Here is a 15,327-nt window from a genome sequence, read left to right as displayed (position 1 = left end):
TACTGAAGCCTATAACAACAGATTCTCGTGGAGCCTCGCTGATGAAATCCTATGAAGTCAATTTTGACGGTCTAGTGGGGCCGACCCATAACTACGGCGGTCTGTCCTACGGCAACGTCGCGTCCCAGAGCAACAGTCAGCAGTCTTCCAATCCGAAGGAAGCGGCGCTGCAAGGCCTGGCGAAAATGAAAGCGCTGATGGAAATGGGCTTTCAGCAAGGCGTACTCGCGCCGCAAGAACGTCCGGATGTCGGTGCACTGCGCCGCCTGGGTTTCAGCGGCACCGACGCTCAAGTGATCGAGCAGGCCGCCAGGCAGGCGATGCCATTGCTGGTTGCCAACTGCTCGGCGTCGAGCATGTGGGTGGCCAACGCCGCCACTGTCAGCCCGAGTGCCGATACTGCTGACGGTCGCGTGCATTTCACCGCCGCCAACCTCAACTGCAAATATCACCGCAGCATCGAACACCCGACCACCAGCCGCGTGCTGGGGGCGATGTTCGCTGACCAGAAACACTTCGCTCACCACGCAGCATTGCCTGCCGTGGCGCAGTTCGGTGACGAAGGCGCAGCCAACCACACGCGTTTCTGCCGTGAATACGGCGAAGCCGGTGTCGAGTTCTTCGTGTTCGGTCGCAGCGCGTTCGATACTCGCTACCCAGAACCGCAGAAGTACCCGGCGCGTCAGACCCTCGAAGCTTCGCAAGCGGTTGCCCGTCTGCACGGCTTGAGCGATGACGGCGTGGTGTACGCCCAGCAGAATCCTGCGGTGATCGACCAGGGCGTGTTCCACAACGACGTGATCGCGGTCGGTAACGGCGAAGCGCTGTTCTATCACGAGGATGCTTTCCTCGATACCGAGCAGATGCTCGCCGAGCTGTCGGCCAAGCTTGCCAAGCGTGGCGGCCAGTTCAAGGCGATCTGCGTACCGCGCTCCCAGGTGTCGGTCGAAGACGCCGTGCGTTCTTACCTGTTCAACAGTCAGCTGCTGTCGCGCGCTGACGGTTCGATGCTGCTGATCGTGCCGCAAGAGTGCCAGAACAACCCGCGCGTCTGGCAGTACCTGCAAGAGCTGACCAGCTCTGGCGGCCTGATTCGCGAAGTGAAAGTCTTCGATCTCAAGCAAAGCATGCAGAACGGCGGTGGCCCGGCGTGCCTGCGGTTGCGTGTCGCACTGAATGAAACCGAGCTGGCGGCGGTCAACCCAGGGGTTATCATGACTGCGCCGTTGTATGGCACGCTGACCCAATGGGTCGACAAGCACTACCGTGACCGCATGACCGAAAACGATCTGGCGGACCCACAATTGTTGCTTGAGTGCCGGACGGCACTGGATGAACTGACGCAAATCCTTAAACTGGGCGCGGTTTATCCATTCCAGATCAATTGAAAGCCCGCGTCCTGCTCATGAAGAGTCGGACGCGTTGCTTTATCTCCAGATGAGAACGTAATAATGAGCGATACCCTGCAGCTGATTCTTGAAGACACCGACGGCACTCAACTGGAAACTTCCTGCACCCGCGTTGCGGTCATGTGGCAAGGCAAAGAGTTGTGGATCCAGCAAGACGGCCGTGGCCAGTTGCTGATCGGCGTTGACGTCGAAGAGGGCGATGCTGAATACGCCAACCTGCTGCTGCGCCCATTGGCGACTAATCTGGTAAGTCTGCAACTGGAAATGGAACCGGCTGAAATCGGTGACGAAGACCACGTGCACGGCCCGGATTGCAAACACGATCACTAAGGAATTCGTTCTATGCTCGCCCTCGGCAAACTGCTTGAACTGACCCTCGCCGGCCGTGAACCGGCGGAGAAGACTCAACTGACTGTCGAAGGCGTGCGGATGCGCTGGCTGAGCGAAGGTGCGCTGGAAGTCCGGCCACCGGAGGCTCGCGACAATGGCCTGGACTTGCTGTTGTCGGCCGGCATCCACGGTAACGAAACAGCGCCGATCGAGTTGCTCGATCGCCTGTTGCATGACATCGCCCGCGGTGAGTTGAAGCCGCGCGCACGTATTCTGTTCCTGTTCGGCAACCCCGAGGCCATGCGCCGCGGCGAGCGTTTTATCGAGCAGGACGTCAATCGGCTGTTCAATGGCCGTCATGAACTCAGCAGTGGCTCTGAAGCGCTGCGTGCCTGTGAGCTGGAGCGTCTGGCGGCGAGTTTCTTCAGCCTGCCGGACCGTTCCCGTTTGCACTACGACCTGCACACCGCGATCCGTGGTTCAAAGATCGAGCAGTTCGCACTGTATCCCTGGAAAGAAGGTCGCCAGCATTCCCGTCATGAACTGGCCCGCTTGCGCGCTGCCGGCATGGAAGCGGTGCTGTTGCAGAACAAGCCGTCCATCGTTTTCAGCTCGTACACCTACGACAAGCTCGATGCCGAGTCTTTCACCCTTGAGTTGGGCAAGGCCCGGCCGTTCGGGCAAAACGACGGGGTTAACGTCTCGCGTCTCGAAACCCTGTTGAAGCAGATCATTGAAGGCACCGAGCCGGAGTTGGCAGAACAGAGCCTGGATGGTTTGCAACTGTTCAGCGTGGCACGGGAAATCATCAAGCACAGCGACAGCTTCCACTTGAACCTACCGGCGGACATCGAGAACTTCTCGGAGCTGAAAAAGGGTTATCTGCTGGCCGAGGACATCGCCCAAACCCGCTGGATCGTCGAGGAGGAGGGCGCGCGAATCATCTTCCCGAACCCGAAGGTCAAGAACGGCCTGCGCGCCGGCATTTTGATTGTCCCGACCACTGCCGAAAACCTGGCCTGATAGCCGCTGATCGATCGTTCCCACGCTCTGCGTGGGAATGCAGCCCGGGACGCTCTGCGTCCCTGCCGAAGCGGACGCAGAGCGTCCATTGAGGCATTCCCACGCAGAGCGTGGGAACGATCAGTGCCTGGGTTTAGACGGCTACCGCGCGGTGTTCAGTGCGACGCAGCGCACGCATCTTGTGCAACGTATCGGCGCAGGTCTTCGCCGCTTCCTGACCCTTGTGTACGAAATGCTCGAAGAAGAACTTCTGGTGCTCTTCGCCTGCATGGAAGTGATGCGGGGTCAGCACGACCGAGAACACCGGCACTTCAGTTTCCAGCTGAACCTGCATCAGGCCGCTGATCACCGACTGGGCGACGAACTCGTGACGGTAGATACCGCCGTCAACCACTAAACCTGCAGCGACGATGCCGGCATAACGGCCGGACTTGGCCAGCAGCTTGGCGTGCAGTGGAATTTCAAAGGCGCCGCCGACTTCAAAAAAGTCGATATCCGATTCCTGATAACCCTGAGCGACCATCTCGCTGACGAAGCCCTTACGGCTTTGGTCAACGATTTCCTTGTGCCAGCACGCCTGGATAAACGCTACGCGCTCGCCCTGATGGTTTTTGCTTTTGCTATCGATTGCGGTGGGTTGCATCTGTTCTGACTCCTGTTTGTGTGAAAAACAGGGCGTTATGAATCGAATGGGATTTAAGGGTACGTGCAGGTCAGACGTGCAGTGTATGCGCGCTGCCCACGGACGGCCCTTTGGTGCCAATCCCGTTCTCTCTTCATCCGGACTATGACCGTCGGCCCCGGGATCACACCGGGTCTGCTGACCTTGCCGTCATCTGCTGCCAAAGCATCGGTGACACCAAGCGCTCGCGGGCTATGCGCATTGCGCGCAATTACCGCCGGTGGGGAGTTGCACCCCGCCCTGAGAACGTTTTGCTGCCAGATTTTCTGGCGGCGGAGAGTTTTTAACACATATTTGTGGGCTGCGCATCGCTGCTTTCTGATGATATACATCGGTTTTTCCGTTGGCTTGAGCCGCCTTTTCCTGGCTCAGGCCTTGATTAATCGCGGCGTTGGCCGCAGTAATCCTCTTCGAAACAGATTTCCCTTATCAGCAGCGACGTTAGCGTCCTATTCCGAGGCCTGATTCATGAGCGTTATCGATCTTCGTAGCGACACCGTCACCCAACCGACCGCAGGGATGCTTGACGCAATGGCCAGGGCGGCCACCGGAGATGATGTCTACGGCGAAGATCCGACCGTCAATCTTCTTGAGGCCGAACTGGCCAGGCGCCTGGGGTTTGCCGCGGCGCTGTTCGTGCCGACGGGCACCATGAGCAACTTGCTGGGGCTGATGGCCCACTGCGAGCGCGGTGACGAGTACATCGTCGGTCAGCAGGCGCACACCTATAAGTACGAAGGTGGTGGGGCCGCGGTGCTGGGCTCGATCCAGCCGCAGCCGCTGGAAGTTCAAGCCGACGGTTCGCTGGACCTGGCTCAGGTGGCGGCGGCGATCAAGCCGGACGACTTCCATTTCGCCCGGACCCGTCTGCTGGCGCTGGAAAACACCATGCAAGGCAAGGTGTTGCCGCTGGAGTACCTGGCGCGAGCTCGCCGCTTTACCCATGAACACGGTTTGTCGCTGCACCTGGACGGCGCGCGGTTGTACAACGCAGCGGTCAAGCTGGGCGTTGATGCACGGGAAATCACTCAGCACTTCGATTCGGTGTCGGTGTGCCTGTCCAAAGGACTTGGCGCGCCGATCGGTTCGGTACTCTGCGGTTCGGTAGAGTTGATCGGCAAGGCCCGACGTTTGCGCAAGATGGTCGGTGGCGGCATGCGCCAGGCCGGCATTCTCGCGGCGGCCGGCTTGTATGCGCTGGATCACAACGTGCAACGCCTGGCGGATGACCACGACAACGCGCAGTTTTTGGCTGAAGGTCTGCGCGCGGCGGGGTATAAAGTCGAATCTGTACAGACCAACATGGTTTACGTGCAGATGGGCGATAAGTGCGAGGCGATCAAGGCGTTTGCCGGTGAGCGCGGGATCAAGCTTAGCGCCGCCCCGCGCTTGCGCATGGTCACTCACATGGACGTCAGCCGGGCGCAGATCGAGCAGGTGATCGCGTCTTTCGTCGAGTTTTCGCAAAACTGAAGGTGTTAGCCGTCCAATTGACTGTTTGTATCGTACAAACACACTGTACCTGGTCACTAACGCCGATATAATGCGGCCCTTTGCCGTCGCTTCGTCCGTTGACGATTCGCACAGGCCTTTGGCCGCAGCCTCCGTGGAAGAACCTAATGAAAAGCGCAGAAATCCGTGAAGCCTTCCTTCGCTTCTTCGAAGAGCAAGGCCACACCCGTGTAGCCTCCAGCTCTTTGATTCCGGGCAACGACCCAACCCTGCTGTTCACTAACGCGGGGATGAACCAGTTCAAGGACTGCTTTCTGGGCCAGGAAAAGCGCGCCTATACCCGCGCCGTCAGCAGCCAGAAGTGCGTTCGCGCCGGTGGCAAGCACAACGACCTGGAAAACGTCGGTTATACCGCCCGTCACCACACCTTCTTCGAAATGCTGGGTAACTTCAGCTTCGGCGACTACTTCAAGCGTGATGCGATCACCTACGCCTGGACCTTCCTGACCTCCGACAAGTGGCTGAACCTGCCGAAGGAAAAACTCTGGGTCACGGTCTACGCCAGCGATGACGAGGCGTATGACATCTGGACCAAGGAAGTCGGGGTTCCGGCCGAGCGCATGGTGCGTATCGGCGACAACAAAGGCGCGCCATACGCGTCCGACAACTTCTGGACTATGGGCGATACCGGCCCGTGCGGTCCTTGCACCGAGATTTTCTACGATCACGGCGCCGATATCTGGGGTGGCCCGCCGGGTTCGCCAGAGGAAGACGGCGACCGTTACATCGAAATCTGGAACAACGTCTTCATGCAGTTCAACCGCACCGCCGACGGCGTGTTGCATCCGTTGCCAGCGCCGTCGGTGGATACCGGCATGGGCCTGGAGCGGATCAGTGCCGTGCTGCAGCACGTTCACTCGAACTATGAAATCGACCTGTTCCAGAGCCTGCTGAGCGCTTCGGCCAAGGCCATCGGTTGCACCAACGACAACCAGGCTTCGCTGAAAGTCGTGGCTGACCACATTCGTTCTTGCGGTTTCCTGATCGCCGACGGCGTGCTGCCGTCCAACGAAGGTCGTGGCTACGTGCTGCGCCGGATCATTCGTCGTGCTTGCCGTCACGGTAACAAGCTGGGCGCCAAGGGCAGCTTCTTCTATCAGATCGTTGGCGCACTGGTTGCCGAGATGGGCGAAGCCTTCCCTGAGCTGAAATCCCAGCAGGCGCACATCGAGCGCGTACTGAAAGCTGAAGAAGAGCAGTTTGCCAAAACCCTGGAGCAGGGCCTGAAGATCCTCGAGCAGGATCTGGCCGAGCTCAAAGGCGATGTCGTGCCAGGCGACGTGGTGTTCAAGTTGTATGACACCTACGGCTTCCCGATGGACCTGACCGGTGACATCGCTCGCGAGCGCAGCCTGACCATCGACGAAGCAGGCTTCGAGCGCGAAATGGAAGCCCAGCGCGTCCGTGCACGTTCGGCCAGTTCCTTCGGCATGGACTACAACAGCCTGGTCAAGGTTGATGTGGCCACCGAGTTCACCGGTTACACCGCTCACAGCGGTTCGGCAAAAATCGTTGCTCTGTATAAAGACGGGCAATCGGTCGACGTGTTGAGCGAAGGCGAAGAGGGCGTGGTCGTTCTCAATCAGACGCCGTTCTATGCGGAGTCCGGTGGTCAGATTGGTGATTGCGGCTTCCTCCAGGCTGGCACTGCGCGTTTCGACGTGCGCGACACCACCAAGACCGGCGGCGCGTTCCTGCACCACGGTGTGCTGGATTCGGGCAGCCTGATCGTTGGCTCGCCCGTTCAGGCCCAGGTGGACGCTGACGTACGTCACGCCACTTCGCTGAACCACTCCGCGACTCACTTGCTGCACGCGGCATTGCGCCAGGTGTTGGGTGAACACGTTCAGCAGAAAGGTTCGTTGGTCGACAGTCAGCGTCTACGCTTTGACTTCAGCCACTTTGAAGCGATCAAGCCTGAACAGCTGAAAGCACTGGAAGAAATCGTCAACGCCGAAATTCGCAAGAACTCTGAGGTTGAAACCGAAGAAACCGATATCGACACCGCCAAGCAAAAAGGCGCCATGGCGCTGTTCGGCGAGAAGTACGGCGATAGCGTGCGCGTACTGAGCATGGGCGACTTCTCCGTCGAACTGTGCGGTGGTATTCACGCTAATCGCACTGGCGACATCGGTTTGCTGAAAATCATCAGCGAAGGCGGCGTGGCTTCTGGCGTACGTCGTATCGAAGCGGTGACAGGCGCTGCGGCACTGGCTTACCTGAACGCTGCGGAAGAGCAACTCAAGGAAGCGGCCAACCTGGTCAAGGGCAGCCGCGACAACCTGATCGACAAGCTGTCGGCTGTGCTTGAGCGCAACCGTCTGCTGGAAAAGCAACTCGAGCAGTTGCAAGCCAAGGCCGCCAGTGCGGCGGGCGACGACCTGTCGGCTTCGGCCCAGGACGTCAAAGGCGTGAAAGTACTGGCCGTGCGTCTCGACGGTCAGGACGGCAAGGCGCTGCTGGCGCTGGTCGATCAACTGAAGAACAAACTCGGCCGCGCAGTGATCCTGCTCGGCAGTGTCCATGAGGAAAAGGTCGTGTTGGTTGCGGGTGTGACCAAGGACCTGACTGGCCAACTCAAAGCCGGTGATTTGATGAAGCAAGCCGCTGCGGCAGTGGGCGGGAAGGGCGGTGGTCGTCCAGACATGGCGCAAGGCGGCGGTACTGACGCTGGCGCGCTGGATGCTGCATTGGCCCTGACCGTGCCGTTTGTAGAGCAGGGTATTTAAGGCAGAGTGCCGAGCCCGTCGTCTAGTGACGGGTCCGCAACTGTTTGAGTGATTATTGGGCGCCCTTCATGGGCAGAGGCGGCTTTGAAATGGCTTTGATCGTACAGAAATTTGGAGGCACCTCAGTCGGCACTGTCGAGAGAATCGAGCAGGTCGCCGACAAGGTTAAGAAGTTCCGCGATGCCGGCGATGACCTGGTGGTTGTGCTGTCTGCAATGAGCGGCGAGACCAACCGTCTGATCGATCTGGCCAAGCAAATCAGTGGCGACGATCAACCGGTTCCGCGTGAGCTGGATGTCATCGTCTCCACCGGTGAGCAGGTGACGATTGCACTGCTGGCCATGGCGCTGATCAAGCGCGGCGTACCGGCGGTGTCGTACACCGGCAATCAGGTACGGATTCTGACGGACAGCGCGCACAATAAAGCGCGTATCTTGCAGATTGACGACCAGAAGATTCGCGGTGACCTGAAGGCCGGTCGCGTGGTGGTCGTTGCCGGTTTCCAGGGCGTCGACGAGCACGGCAACATCACCACCCTCGGTCGTGGCGGTTCCGACACCACCGGCGTGGCGCTGGCAGCGGCCCTGAAGGCTGATGAATGCCAGATCTACACCGATGTCGACGGCGTCTACACCACCGATCCGCGCGTGGTGTCCGTGGCTCAGCGCCTGGACAAGATCACGTTTGAAGAGATGCTGGAAATGGCCAGCCTCGGTTCCAAGGTGTTGCAGATCCGTGCGGTCGAGTTCGCCGGTAAGTACAACGTTCCGCTGCGCGTACTGCACAGCTTCAAGGAGGGTCCGGGCACCCTCATTACTATTGATGAAGAGGAATCCATGGAACAGCCGATCATTTCCGGCATCGCTTTCAACCGCGATGAAGCCAAGCTGACCATCCGTGGCGTGCCAGACACCCCGGGCGTGGCCTTCAAGATTCTCGGCCCGATCAGCGCCGCGAACATCGAAGTCGACATGATCGTGCAGAACGTTGCGCACGATAACACCACCGACTTCACCTTCACTGTGCACCGCAATGACTACCAGGCGGCCCAGGCCGTGCTGGAAAACACCGCTCGCGAGATCGGTGCCCGTGAAGTCGTTGGCGACACCAAGATCGCCAAGGTGTCGATCGTCGGCGTCGGCATGCGTTCTCACGCAGGCGTTGCCAGCCGCATGTTCGAGGCCCTGGCTAAAGAAACCATCAACATCCAGATGATCTCGACTTCGGAAATCAAGGTTTCCGTAGTGATCGAAGAGAAGTACCTGGAATTGGCTGTGCGCGCGCTGCACACGGCTTTCGAACTGGACGCTCCGGCCCGACAGGGCGAGTGATGCGTTGCCCAAAGGGCGCGGTCTGACCGCGCCCTTTGTTTTCTTGAGTGGTGCGACAGAAATCTGTTCTTTTGTTCGTGCTGGTCAATACTTAGGCGTGTAGGGCTGCGATCGTTCTGGTTGTAGGTCGAGCGCCTTTTTTTTGCAGACTGTTGTCCCTGAAATGAAATGCGTGAGGAGAAAGGTATGCTGATTCTGACTCGTCGGTGCGCAGAAAGCCTGATTATTGGTGATGGCGAAATCACCGTGACCGTGCTCGGCGTCAAAGGAAATCAAGTGCGTATTGGCGTTAACGCGCCTAAAGAGGTGGCTGTTCACCGTGAGGAAATCTACCTGCGGATCAAGAAAGAGAAGGACGACGAACCAAGCCATTAATTTTTATCGTTTTTTATGTTTGCAAACGGGGAAAAGGTTGGTTAAGATACGCCCCGTGTTGCGGAGAGCTGGCCGAGTGGCCGAAGGCGCTCCCCTGCTAAGGGAGTACACCTCAAAAGGGTGTCGGGGGTTCGAATCCCCCGTTCTCCGCCATTATTTGTTTAGTACGTTGTAATCTGGCTTCTTCGGTAAGTTGTTGAAATTACTAGAAAAAAGCGCTTTACAAAAAGATTCAACGGCCTATAATGCGCGGCAACAAATGCACTCGTAGCTCAGCTGGATAGAGTACTCGGCTACGAACCGAGCGGTCACAGGTTCGAATCCTGTCGAGTGCACCATTTAAGGGTTGTTTGCAGTAATGCAGGTAACCTGGCTTCAACCAGTTGTGATCTGGTCTAAAAACACAAATTGCACTCGTAGCTCAGCTGGATAGAGTACTCGGCTACGAACCGAGCGGTCACAGGTTCGAATCCTGTCGAGTGCACCAAACACCAAAAAGCCTGCGTCTAACGCGGGCTTTTTGCTGTCTGGGATTTGCCTTTTACACATCCCTTCTCATCGAACACGATTTGCGCGCTACGACCTTTCTTGCTGTCGTAGCGATAATTCGTCGTCGCGTTTCGAATACTGATCTTGTCTGGCTTGCCGAGTGCGCTTTCAACGTCCTGCTGGCTCATGCCTGGAATGATCCGCTGATTGATGATTGCTTCGCGACGCTCCTTGGCACTGAGCATATTTCCGCATTTGTCAGTGATTTGGCCTACTACGGTCGGATCTCTCGGTGTGCTTTTAATGCCTGATGTTTCCTGATGGTTGGCGCCGGGGAGCATTGCCTCGAATTTGAAAAGGCTTGGGTTGTAAATGTTCTGCCGTGACAGCGCCTCTCCGGGAGGGCAGCTCAGCGTCGTGTAGGTGATGCGGCCCTTGGCGTCTTCGCATCGATGTACGGTCGTTGCAGTGGCCTGTAGGGGCGGGCAGAGCAGGGCGATCAACAGGATTGCGGGTTTGTTGCCGGGCATTGGGCGTCCTCCATGATGGTCACGATCAAGGGTAGTCACTGCATTTTGCAGCGGTGGTGTGTTTTCTTTTCAGGATGAGTCGTCGCAGTTTCATGAATGCGGACAGCGCTCAGGTTCGTCTCGCAAGCGCTTGTTTCAGGCTGGATTTTTTAACGTTTAAAACCCTCGGGGGGTGTATGATTGCGCCCGTCAGCCCCGCCGGGGCTTGTGGAATACCTCCATGGACTTACCCAGTAGTTACTCAGTATCCCGTTTTACCAATCATGAATTGACTGATTGATCCTTCCGGCGTGCCCCGCTGCTGGGAGTGGAGTTCGCCTATGACTGAAGTTGAAGTAAAGAAAACGCAAGAAAGCTTGCAAGACCGCCTTGCTCAAGTCGTTGAGCTGCTGCAGCGCCAGCGGGTAGTCGAAGACCTGACTCATCGCCAGGAAGGTCATCATCACGATCTGGTCGAGAACCTCGTCCACCGGCAAAACCTCGTCGAGCTGCAACGCAAACTCGATGATCTGCACTCCGCCGACGTTGCCTACATCCTTGAAGCCTTGCCGCTCGCCGAGCGTCTGACTGTCTGGCAGTTGGTCAAGGCCGAGCGCGACGGCGACATCCTGCTCGAAGTATCCGACTCGGTTCGTGAAACCCTGATCGCCGACATGGACGATCACGAGCTCCTGGCTGCGGCCAAGGAGATGGATGCCGACGAACTTGCTGACCTGGCCCCCGAGCTGCCGCGAGACGTCGTCCACGAGCTGATGGAAACCCTTGATGGCCAACAGCGTGAGCGCGTTCGCTCCGCGTTGTCCTATGACGAGGAGCAGGTCGGTGCATTGATGGACTTCGAGATGGTGACGATCCGCGAGGATGTCAGTCTGGAAGTGGTTCTGCGTTACTTGCGTCGCCTCAAAGAGCTGCCGGGTCATACCGACAAATTGTTCGTGGTTGACTACGACGGCGTGCTCAAAGGTGTGCTGCCAATCAAGCGATTGTTGGTCAACGATCCAGACAAGCAAGTCTCGGAAGTCATGGCCAGCGACCCGGTGAGTTTTCACCCGGATGAAGACGCTTACGATGCTGCGCAGGCCTTTGAGCGTTATGACTTGATTTCGGCCCCGGTGGTCGACAAGAACGACAAGCTCATTGGTCGTTTGACCATCGATGAAATGGTCGACCTGATTCGTGAAGAGAGCGAAAACGAAGTTCTCAACATGGCGGGTCTGCGTGAAGAGGAAGATATTTTTGCGTCAGTCTGGAAGTCCCTGCGCAACCGCTGGGCCTGGCTGGCGATCAACCTGATTACCGCGTTTGTGGCATCGCGGGTGATTGGGCTGTTTGAGGGTTCTATCGAGAAGCTGGTGGCCCTGGCAGCGTTGATGCCGATCGTTGCCGGTATTGGCGGTAACTCCGGCAACCAGACGATCACCATGATCGTTCGTGCCATGGCGCTCGATCAGGTCAGTACTGGTAATACCTCGCGCCTCATGCGCAAGGAGCTGGCGGTTGGTTTGATCAATGGCCTGGTCTGGGGTGGGGTAATCGGCGTGGTGGCCTACCTGCTGTACGGCAGTTGGTCATTGGGCGTGGTGATGACTGCTGCCATGACCTTGAATCTGTTGCTGGCAGCGTTGATGGGGGTCTTGATTCCGATGACCCTGGCGCGCTTTGGACGCGACCCTGCAATGGGGGCGAGCGTCATGATCACGGCCATGACCGACAGCGGCGGCTTCTTCATCTTCCTGGGGCTGGCGACAATCTTCCTGCTCTGAGTTTCTATTGCGCGGTGCTGCTCAAACCAGCAGGCCGCGCACCTTCATTTTTCAATCTATTAGCGTAATCTCGATGGCAACTGGACGTGTCGTCGAGAAAACGATTGCCTGAATTTCAGGCAAAAAAAAGCCAGCACATGGCTGGCTTGAACTTTCGGGATGTAATCAGGAAGCGTCTGCGGCCATTTCGGCGTCATGGGCAATCAGCGATACCAGTGCGTTTTGCTGGCGGTGGGAGAGTTGGCGGAAGCGTTGAAGCAGTTCGCGTTCGTGCAGTGACAGTTCGGGGCTGTCCAGGCGCATGCTCAATTCTTCGCCCAGCGCGCCTTCCTGAATAAGACTCTGCTCCAGGCGCGCGATGATCTCGGAATTCATGCTGCGATGATGATTGCGAGCCACCTCGGCAATGCGTTCACGCATCCCGTCTGGCAGACGTACGACGAACTTGTCAGCCGTACGGCTGGAATAAATTGCCTGTTTCAATGGGCGCATATATTTAACCGGTTAGTTCAGGGGAGCGGTTCTCGGAATTGGCCGCAGGATGTCATGTAGGACAAGCTTCGTGACCAAATGTTCAACCTGAATTGATAAGAGGCCCGCATCATGCCTCAAAATTGCCAGATCATTGGCGTCAATTCTGTGACAAATATTGAACTGGAAGCAGGCGTTATGCCAGCACCAATTATCAGAAATGCGGACTGGTTTGAAAACAGTTACCGGGCCCGTACATCTGACCGCGTCCTCTTTGCCGTCAGGTGGGTGCTTGAGCGCCCCTGAACGTGCATGCTATGCGGATACGATCTTCGTTCCTTACCTGATACAGAATAGTGGCAAATGGCCGATTTACTAGGGCGAACATGTAATGCGAGATGATATCGGGACACGCGGCAGACTTATTTACGTGATGGGGCCGTCCGGCTCCGGCAAGGACAGCCTGATCGACGCCGCCCGCGATTCTCTGCTTCACCTCGATTGCGTTGTGGCGCGCAGGGTGATTACCCGGTCGGCTGAGTCGGTCGGCGAAGACGCTTTGGGTGTTTCTACGGCGCAATTTGCTCAGATGAGGCGCGAGGGCGGTTTTGCGCTGTGCTGGCATGCCAATGGGCTCGATTACGGCATTCCCGCAGAGATCGACCAGTGGTTGAGTGAAGGCCGCCATGTACTGATCAACGGCTCACGAGGTCATCTCCCTGCAGCTATGGCGCGTTATCCGACGTTGTTGCCCATATTGCTGACGGTCAAAACCGATGCCCTGCGCAAACGTCTTGAGCGGCGAGGGCGCGAGAGCGCTGAGGAAATCGAAGCCCGACTTGAGCGCAATGCCCAGTTTTCAACGGATGCCCAGGATCACGCAGAGGGGATTTTTCAGCTGGATAATTCTGGCGAGCTTTCCACTGCGGTCGATAACTTGCTGACTCTACTGACGCGGGAGGGTGTCAGCGCAAAAAACGGATCGAATCCGAGTCTGTGATCGAAGCCGGCGCTTGCCTACACTTAATAAGCCTACAGACGACATGACAAAACCGGGCTTGCCCGTTAACATGCACGCCGTCCATCGCGCCGCATGTCCTTGCGGCCGGCCTGTGTCTCAGTAGCTCAATTGGATAGAGCATCCCCCTCCTAAGGGGAAGGTTGGCAGTTCGAACCTGCCCTGGGACACCACTATAAATCGGGCCTCTTCAACCACTTTCCTGGCAGATCATTTTCTCCGTGGCAGCAGGGTGGCAGCAGAAGGTCAAGAAAGCCCCGCCGGGCGATAACCGGGCGGGGCTTTTTTATTCTATTTAAGGGGCTGACAGATACAGCTCGCCATCATCATCCTGGGCATTCGCGCCAAGTCGACTCGCGACTGGCTGATACGTATCGGCTACGTTGCCTGATACAGGTCGAATCCAGACTGTTACCTTCCCGGGCGTGTTGTCACTTCTGCAACGTTCTACAGGCCAATAAAGTAGTGCCATCAGTGTGTTTGCAGGGACGCGAGTGCGTGTGGGCCCTGTTGTCCACTGATCCCCTAATCACGGAAGAGGTGACACCATGAGTTTCGTAACCGTTGAAAAAAACCAGAGCAGCGCCCCGTCGGAAGCCGACCTGAGAAAAGCCATGGTCGAGTCCGGTGGCACGCCGGGCGTGGTGACTGGAAACAACGCCAGCCGAACCCTGACCTATACCGGCACGGTCAATCACACGGTGTATGAGAACAAGCTGATCCAGATCGCCAAAGGCAAGCGAACCAGCTGGAACTTTGTCTGGGCTGATGTCCTGGTGAGTTGAGGCCACGGTGTAACCGCCACACCGGGGGGGCAATCCGGCGGTTGCCCCTTCCGTTCAGGAATCGTCACTGCCACCTTGGGCGAAGTAGCCTGTTAGCGACCGACAGATGGACTCGGCCAGATCCTCTTGGGTGGCGATGCCATAGGGTCTATTGCGATCGAACTGCGCTGACCAACGAATGTGGCCCTGAGCGACATCGATCAAGCGTACCGAGGCCCGGACGCGAGCGGCTTCCACTCGCACGCTGCCCTCCAGGGAGTAGCTGCCTCGTCCCGCCCGTCCCTGGGATGGTGCTTTTACGCTACTGCGTGGCACATTCATCAGCACATGGTTCGCACGGGGCAGCATCTGTTCGAACGACTCGAACAGCCTGCAGCTCAATTCTTCGTACAAGCCCCGGGTAAAGTCGTCGCCATGGCGGGTGATGCAGGTAAACGGCAGGATCTGCAGGACAGGGTGGCGTGTGACGGTCCTCCTGGGCCTGAGTCGCTCGTACGCCAGCCGATAACAACCGGGCGGCACGCTCAGGCGTACCGGATCCTGCTGGCCAAGGGTGGCGTAATGGCTGGTGAGCTTGCGTCGCAACCGGCCGACCTGCACCCGCACCACCGGATCGTCACTGGTGCAGTAGACCGCCGGGTCGCGACGAAACACCGCGATGCCTATGGCATGCTCGGTGAGAGGGGTGTCCGAGCATTGGAGGTCGTGCTCGACCAGGAACCGCAGCAGGCTGCCCATCCGGCTCGACTTGGCAAACAACGGACTGGTCAGTAGACGCCTCAGCACCTGCTCCACCTCTTCCCGGCCGAGAGGCTCGGGCACAGTCTCCAAACTCGAATTGCCAATGCGCTTGATCACCTTCGGCCTGCCTCCCTGCAGC

The 15,327-nt window shown here is 57.9% G+C and carries 14 protein-coding genes, 4 tRNA genes and 1 riboswitch; of the genes, 14 read left to right on the top strand and 4 right to left on the bottom strand.

Annotation, left to right across the window (positions count from 1 at the left end; genetic code table 11):
• The first annotated feature begins 41 nt into the window (after positions 1–41).
• From astB to astE, 3 genes are all read left to right on the top strand, one after another.
• The gene (astB, locus tag AC1RKH_RS21350) at positions 42–1,388 is read left to right on the top strand and encodes an N-succinylarginine dihydrolase (protein WP_123426781.1); all 1,347 of its coding nucleotides are present in this window, start codon (positions 42–44) and stop codon (positions 1,386–1,388) included.
• A gap of 63 nt (positions 1,389–1,451) precedes the next feature.
• On the top strand, positions 1,452–1,739 hold the full coding sequence (locus AC1RKH_RS21345; protein WP_123426782.1) for a topoisomerase II: 288 nt from the start codon (positions 1,452–1,454) through the stop codon (positions 1,737–1,739).
• 12 nt (positions 1,740–1,751) lie between these two features.
• Positions 1,752–2,762: a succinylglutamate desuccinylase gene (gene astE / locus AC1RKH_RS21340; protein WP_493063082.1), complete on the top strand. Its 1,011-nt coding sequence runs from the start codon at positions 1,752–1,754 to the stop codon at positions 2,760–2,762.
• A 133-nt stretch (positions 2,763–2,895) separates the two neighbouring features.
• On the opposite strand, the gene AC1RKH_RS21335 is transcribed toward astE, so the two are convergent.
• Entirely contained in the window at positions 2,896–3,405 is a 510-nt protein-coding gene (locus AC1RKH_RS21335; RefSeq protein ID WP_019693156.1) for a 6,7-dimethyl-8-ribityllumazine synthase, read from the bottom strand.
• 120 nt (positions 3,406–3,525) lie between these two features.
• Positions 3,526–3,696: riboswitch (FMN riboswitch) on the bottom strand.
• Between the two features lie 216 nt (positions 3,697–3,912).
• On the opposite strand from AC1RKH_RS21335, the gene ltaE reads away from it, so the two are divergent.
• The 7 genes from ltaE to AC1RKH_RS21300 all read left to right on the top strand — a co-directional run bounded on the left by ltaE (position 3,913) and on the right by AC1RKH_RS21300 (position 9,878).
• Positions 3,913–4,917, top strand: a complete 1,005-nt coding sequence (ltaE, locus tag AC1RKH_RS21330) for a low-specificity L-threonine aldolase (protein WP_493063081.1) — start codon at positions 3,913–3,915, stop codon at positions 4,915–4,917.
• Positions 4,918–5,063: 146 nt separating this feature from the next.
• On the top strand, positions 5,064–7,685 hold the full coding sequence (gene alaS / locus AC1RKH_RS21325) for an alanine--tRNA ligase (RefSeq protein WP_493063080.1): 2,622 nt from the start codon (positions 5,064–5,066) through the stop codon (positions 7,683–7,685).
• Between the two features lie 89 nt (positions 7,686–7,774).
• A complete protein-coding gene (locus AC1RKH_RS21320; protein WP_123426787.1) occupies positions 7,775–9,016 on the top strand; it encodes an aspartate kinase in 1,242 nt (413 codons plus the stop codon).
• Between the two features lie 186 nt (positions 9,017–9,202).
• Positions 9,203–9,391 (top strand): carbon storage regulator CsrA, encoded by a 189-nt coding sequence (gene csrA / locus AC1RKH_RS21315; RefSeq protein ID WP_003178872.1) that lies wholly within the window; start codon positions 9,203–9,205, stop codon positions 9,389–9,391.
• A 62-nt stretch (positions 9,392–9,453) separates the two neighbouring features.
• Positions 9,454–9,544: transfer RNA gene (locus AC1RKH_RS21310), tRNA-Ser, on the top strand.
• A 108-nt stretch (positions 9,545–9,652) separates the two neighbouring features.
• Positions 9,653–9,729, top strand: a tRNA-Arg gene (locus AC1RKH_RS21305).
• A gap of 72 nt (positions 9,730–9,801) precedes the next feature.
• Positions 9,802–9,878: transfer RNA gene (locus AC1RKH_RS21300), tRNA-Arg, on the top strand.
• A gap of 19 nt (positions 9,879–9,897) precedes the next feature.
• Here the strand turns inward: AC1RKH_RS21300 and AC1RKH_RS21295 are convergent.
• Positions 9,898–10,410, bottom strand: coding sequence for a DUF4124 domain-containing protein (locus tag AC1RKH_RS21295; RefSeq protein WP_493063079.1), 513 nt, complete (start codon positions 10,408–10,410; stop codon positions 9,898–9,900).
• Between the two features lie 320 nt (positions 10,411–10,730).
• Between AC1RKH_RS21295 and mgtE the strand changes: the two genes are divergently transcribed.
• The gene (gene mgtE, locus AC1RKH_RS21290; RefSeq protein ID WP_493063078.1) at positions 10,731–12,173 is read left to right on the top strand and encodes a magnesium transporter; all 1,443 of its coding nucleotides are present in this window, start codon (positions 10,731–10,733) and stop codon (positions 12,171–12,173) included.
• A gap of 165 nt (positions 12,174–12,338) precedes the next feature.
• On the opposite strand, the gene AC1RKH_RS21285 is transcribed toward mgtE, so the two are convergent.
• Positions 12,339–12,665, bottom strand: a complete 327-nt coding sequence (locus AC1RKH_RS21285) for an Arc family DNA-binding protein (protein ID WP_003178899.1) — start codon at positions 12,663–12,665, stop codon at positions 12,339–12,341.
• A gap of 370 nt (positions 12,666–13,035) precedes the next feature.
• Here AC1RKH_RS21285 and phnN point away from each other — a divergent pair, with 370 nt between their 5' ends.
• The 3 genes from phnN to AC1RKH_RS21270 all read left to right on the top strand — a co-directional run bounded on the left by phnN (position 13,036) and on the right by AC1RKH_RS21270 (position 14,447).
• Entirely contained in the window at positions 13,036–13,644 is a 609-nt protein-coding gene (gene phnN, locus AC1RKH_RS21280) for a phosphonate metabolism protein/1,5-bisphosphokinase (PRPP-forming) PhnN (protein WP_493063077.1), read from the top strand.
• Between the two features lie 114 nt (positions 13,645–13,758).
• Positions 13,759–13,835, top strand: a tRNA-Arg gene (locus AC1RKH_RS21275).
• 375 nt (positions 13,836–14,210) lie between these two features.
• Entirely contained in the window at positions 14,211–14,447 is a 237-nt protein-coding gene (locus AC1RKH_RS21270) for a hypothetical protein (protein ID WP_493063076.1), read from the top strand.
• Between the two features lie 54 nt (positions 14,448–14,501).
• Here the strand turns inward: AC1RKH_RS21270 and AC1RKH_RS21265 are convergent, their stop codons facing one another.
• Positions 14,502–15,233, bottom strand: coding sequence for a hypothetical protein (locus tag AC1RKH_RS21265; protein ID WP_493063075.1), 732 nt, complete (start codon positions 15,231–15,233; stop codon positions 14,502–14,504).
• Positions 15,234–15,327: the final 94 nt, after the last annotated feature.

The organism is Pseudomonas sp. GW822-FHT06B12, from assembly GCF_058799675.1.
This window is presented reverse-complemented; position numbering and strand designations above follow the sequence as displayed.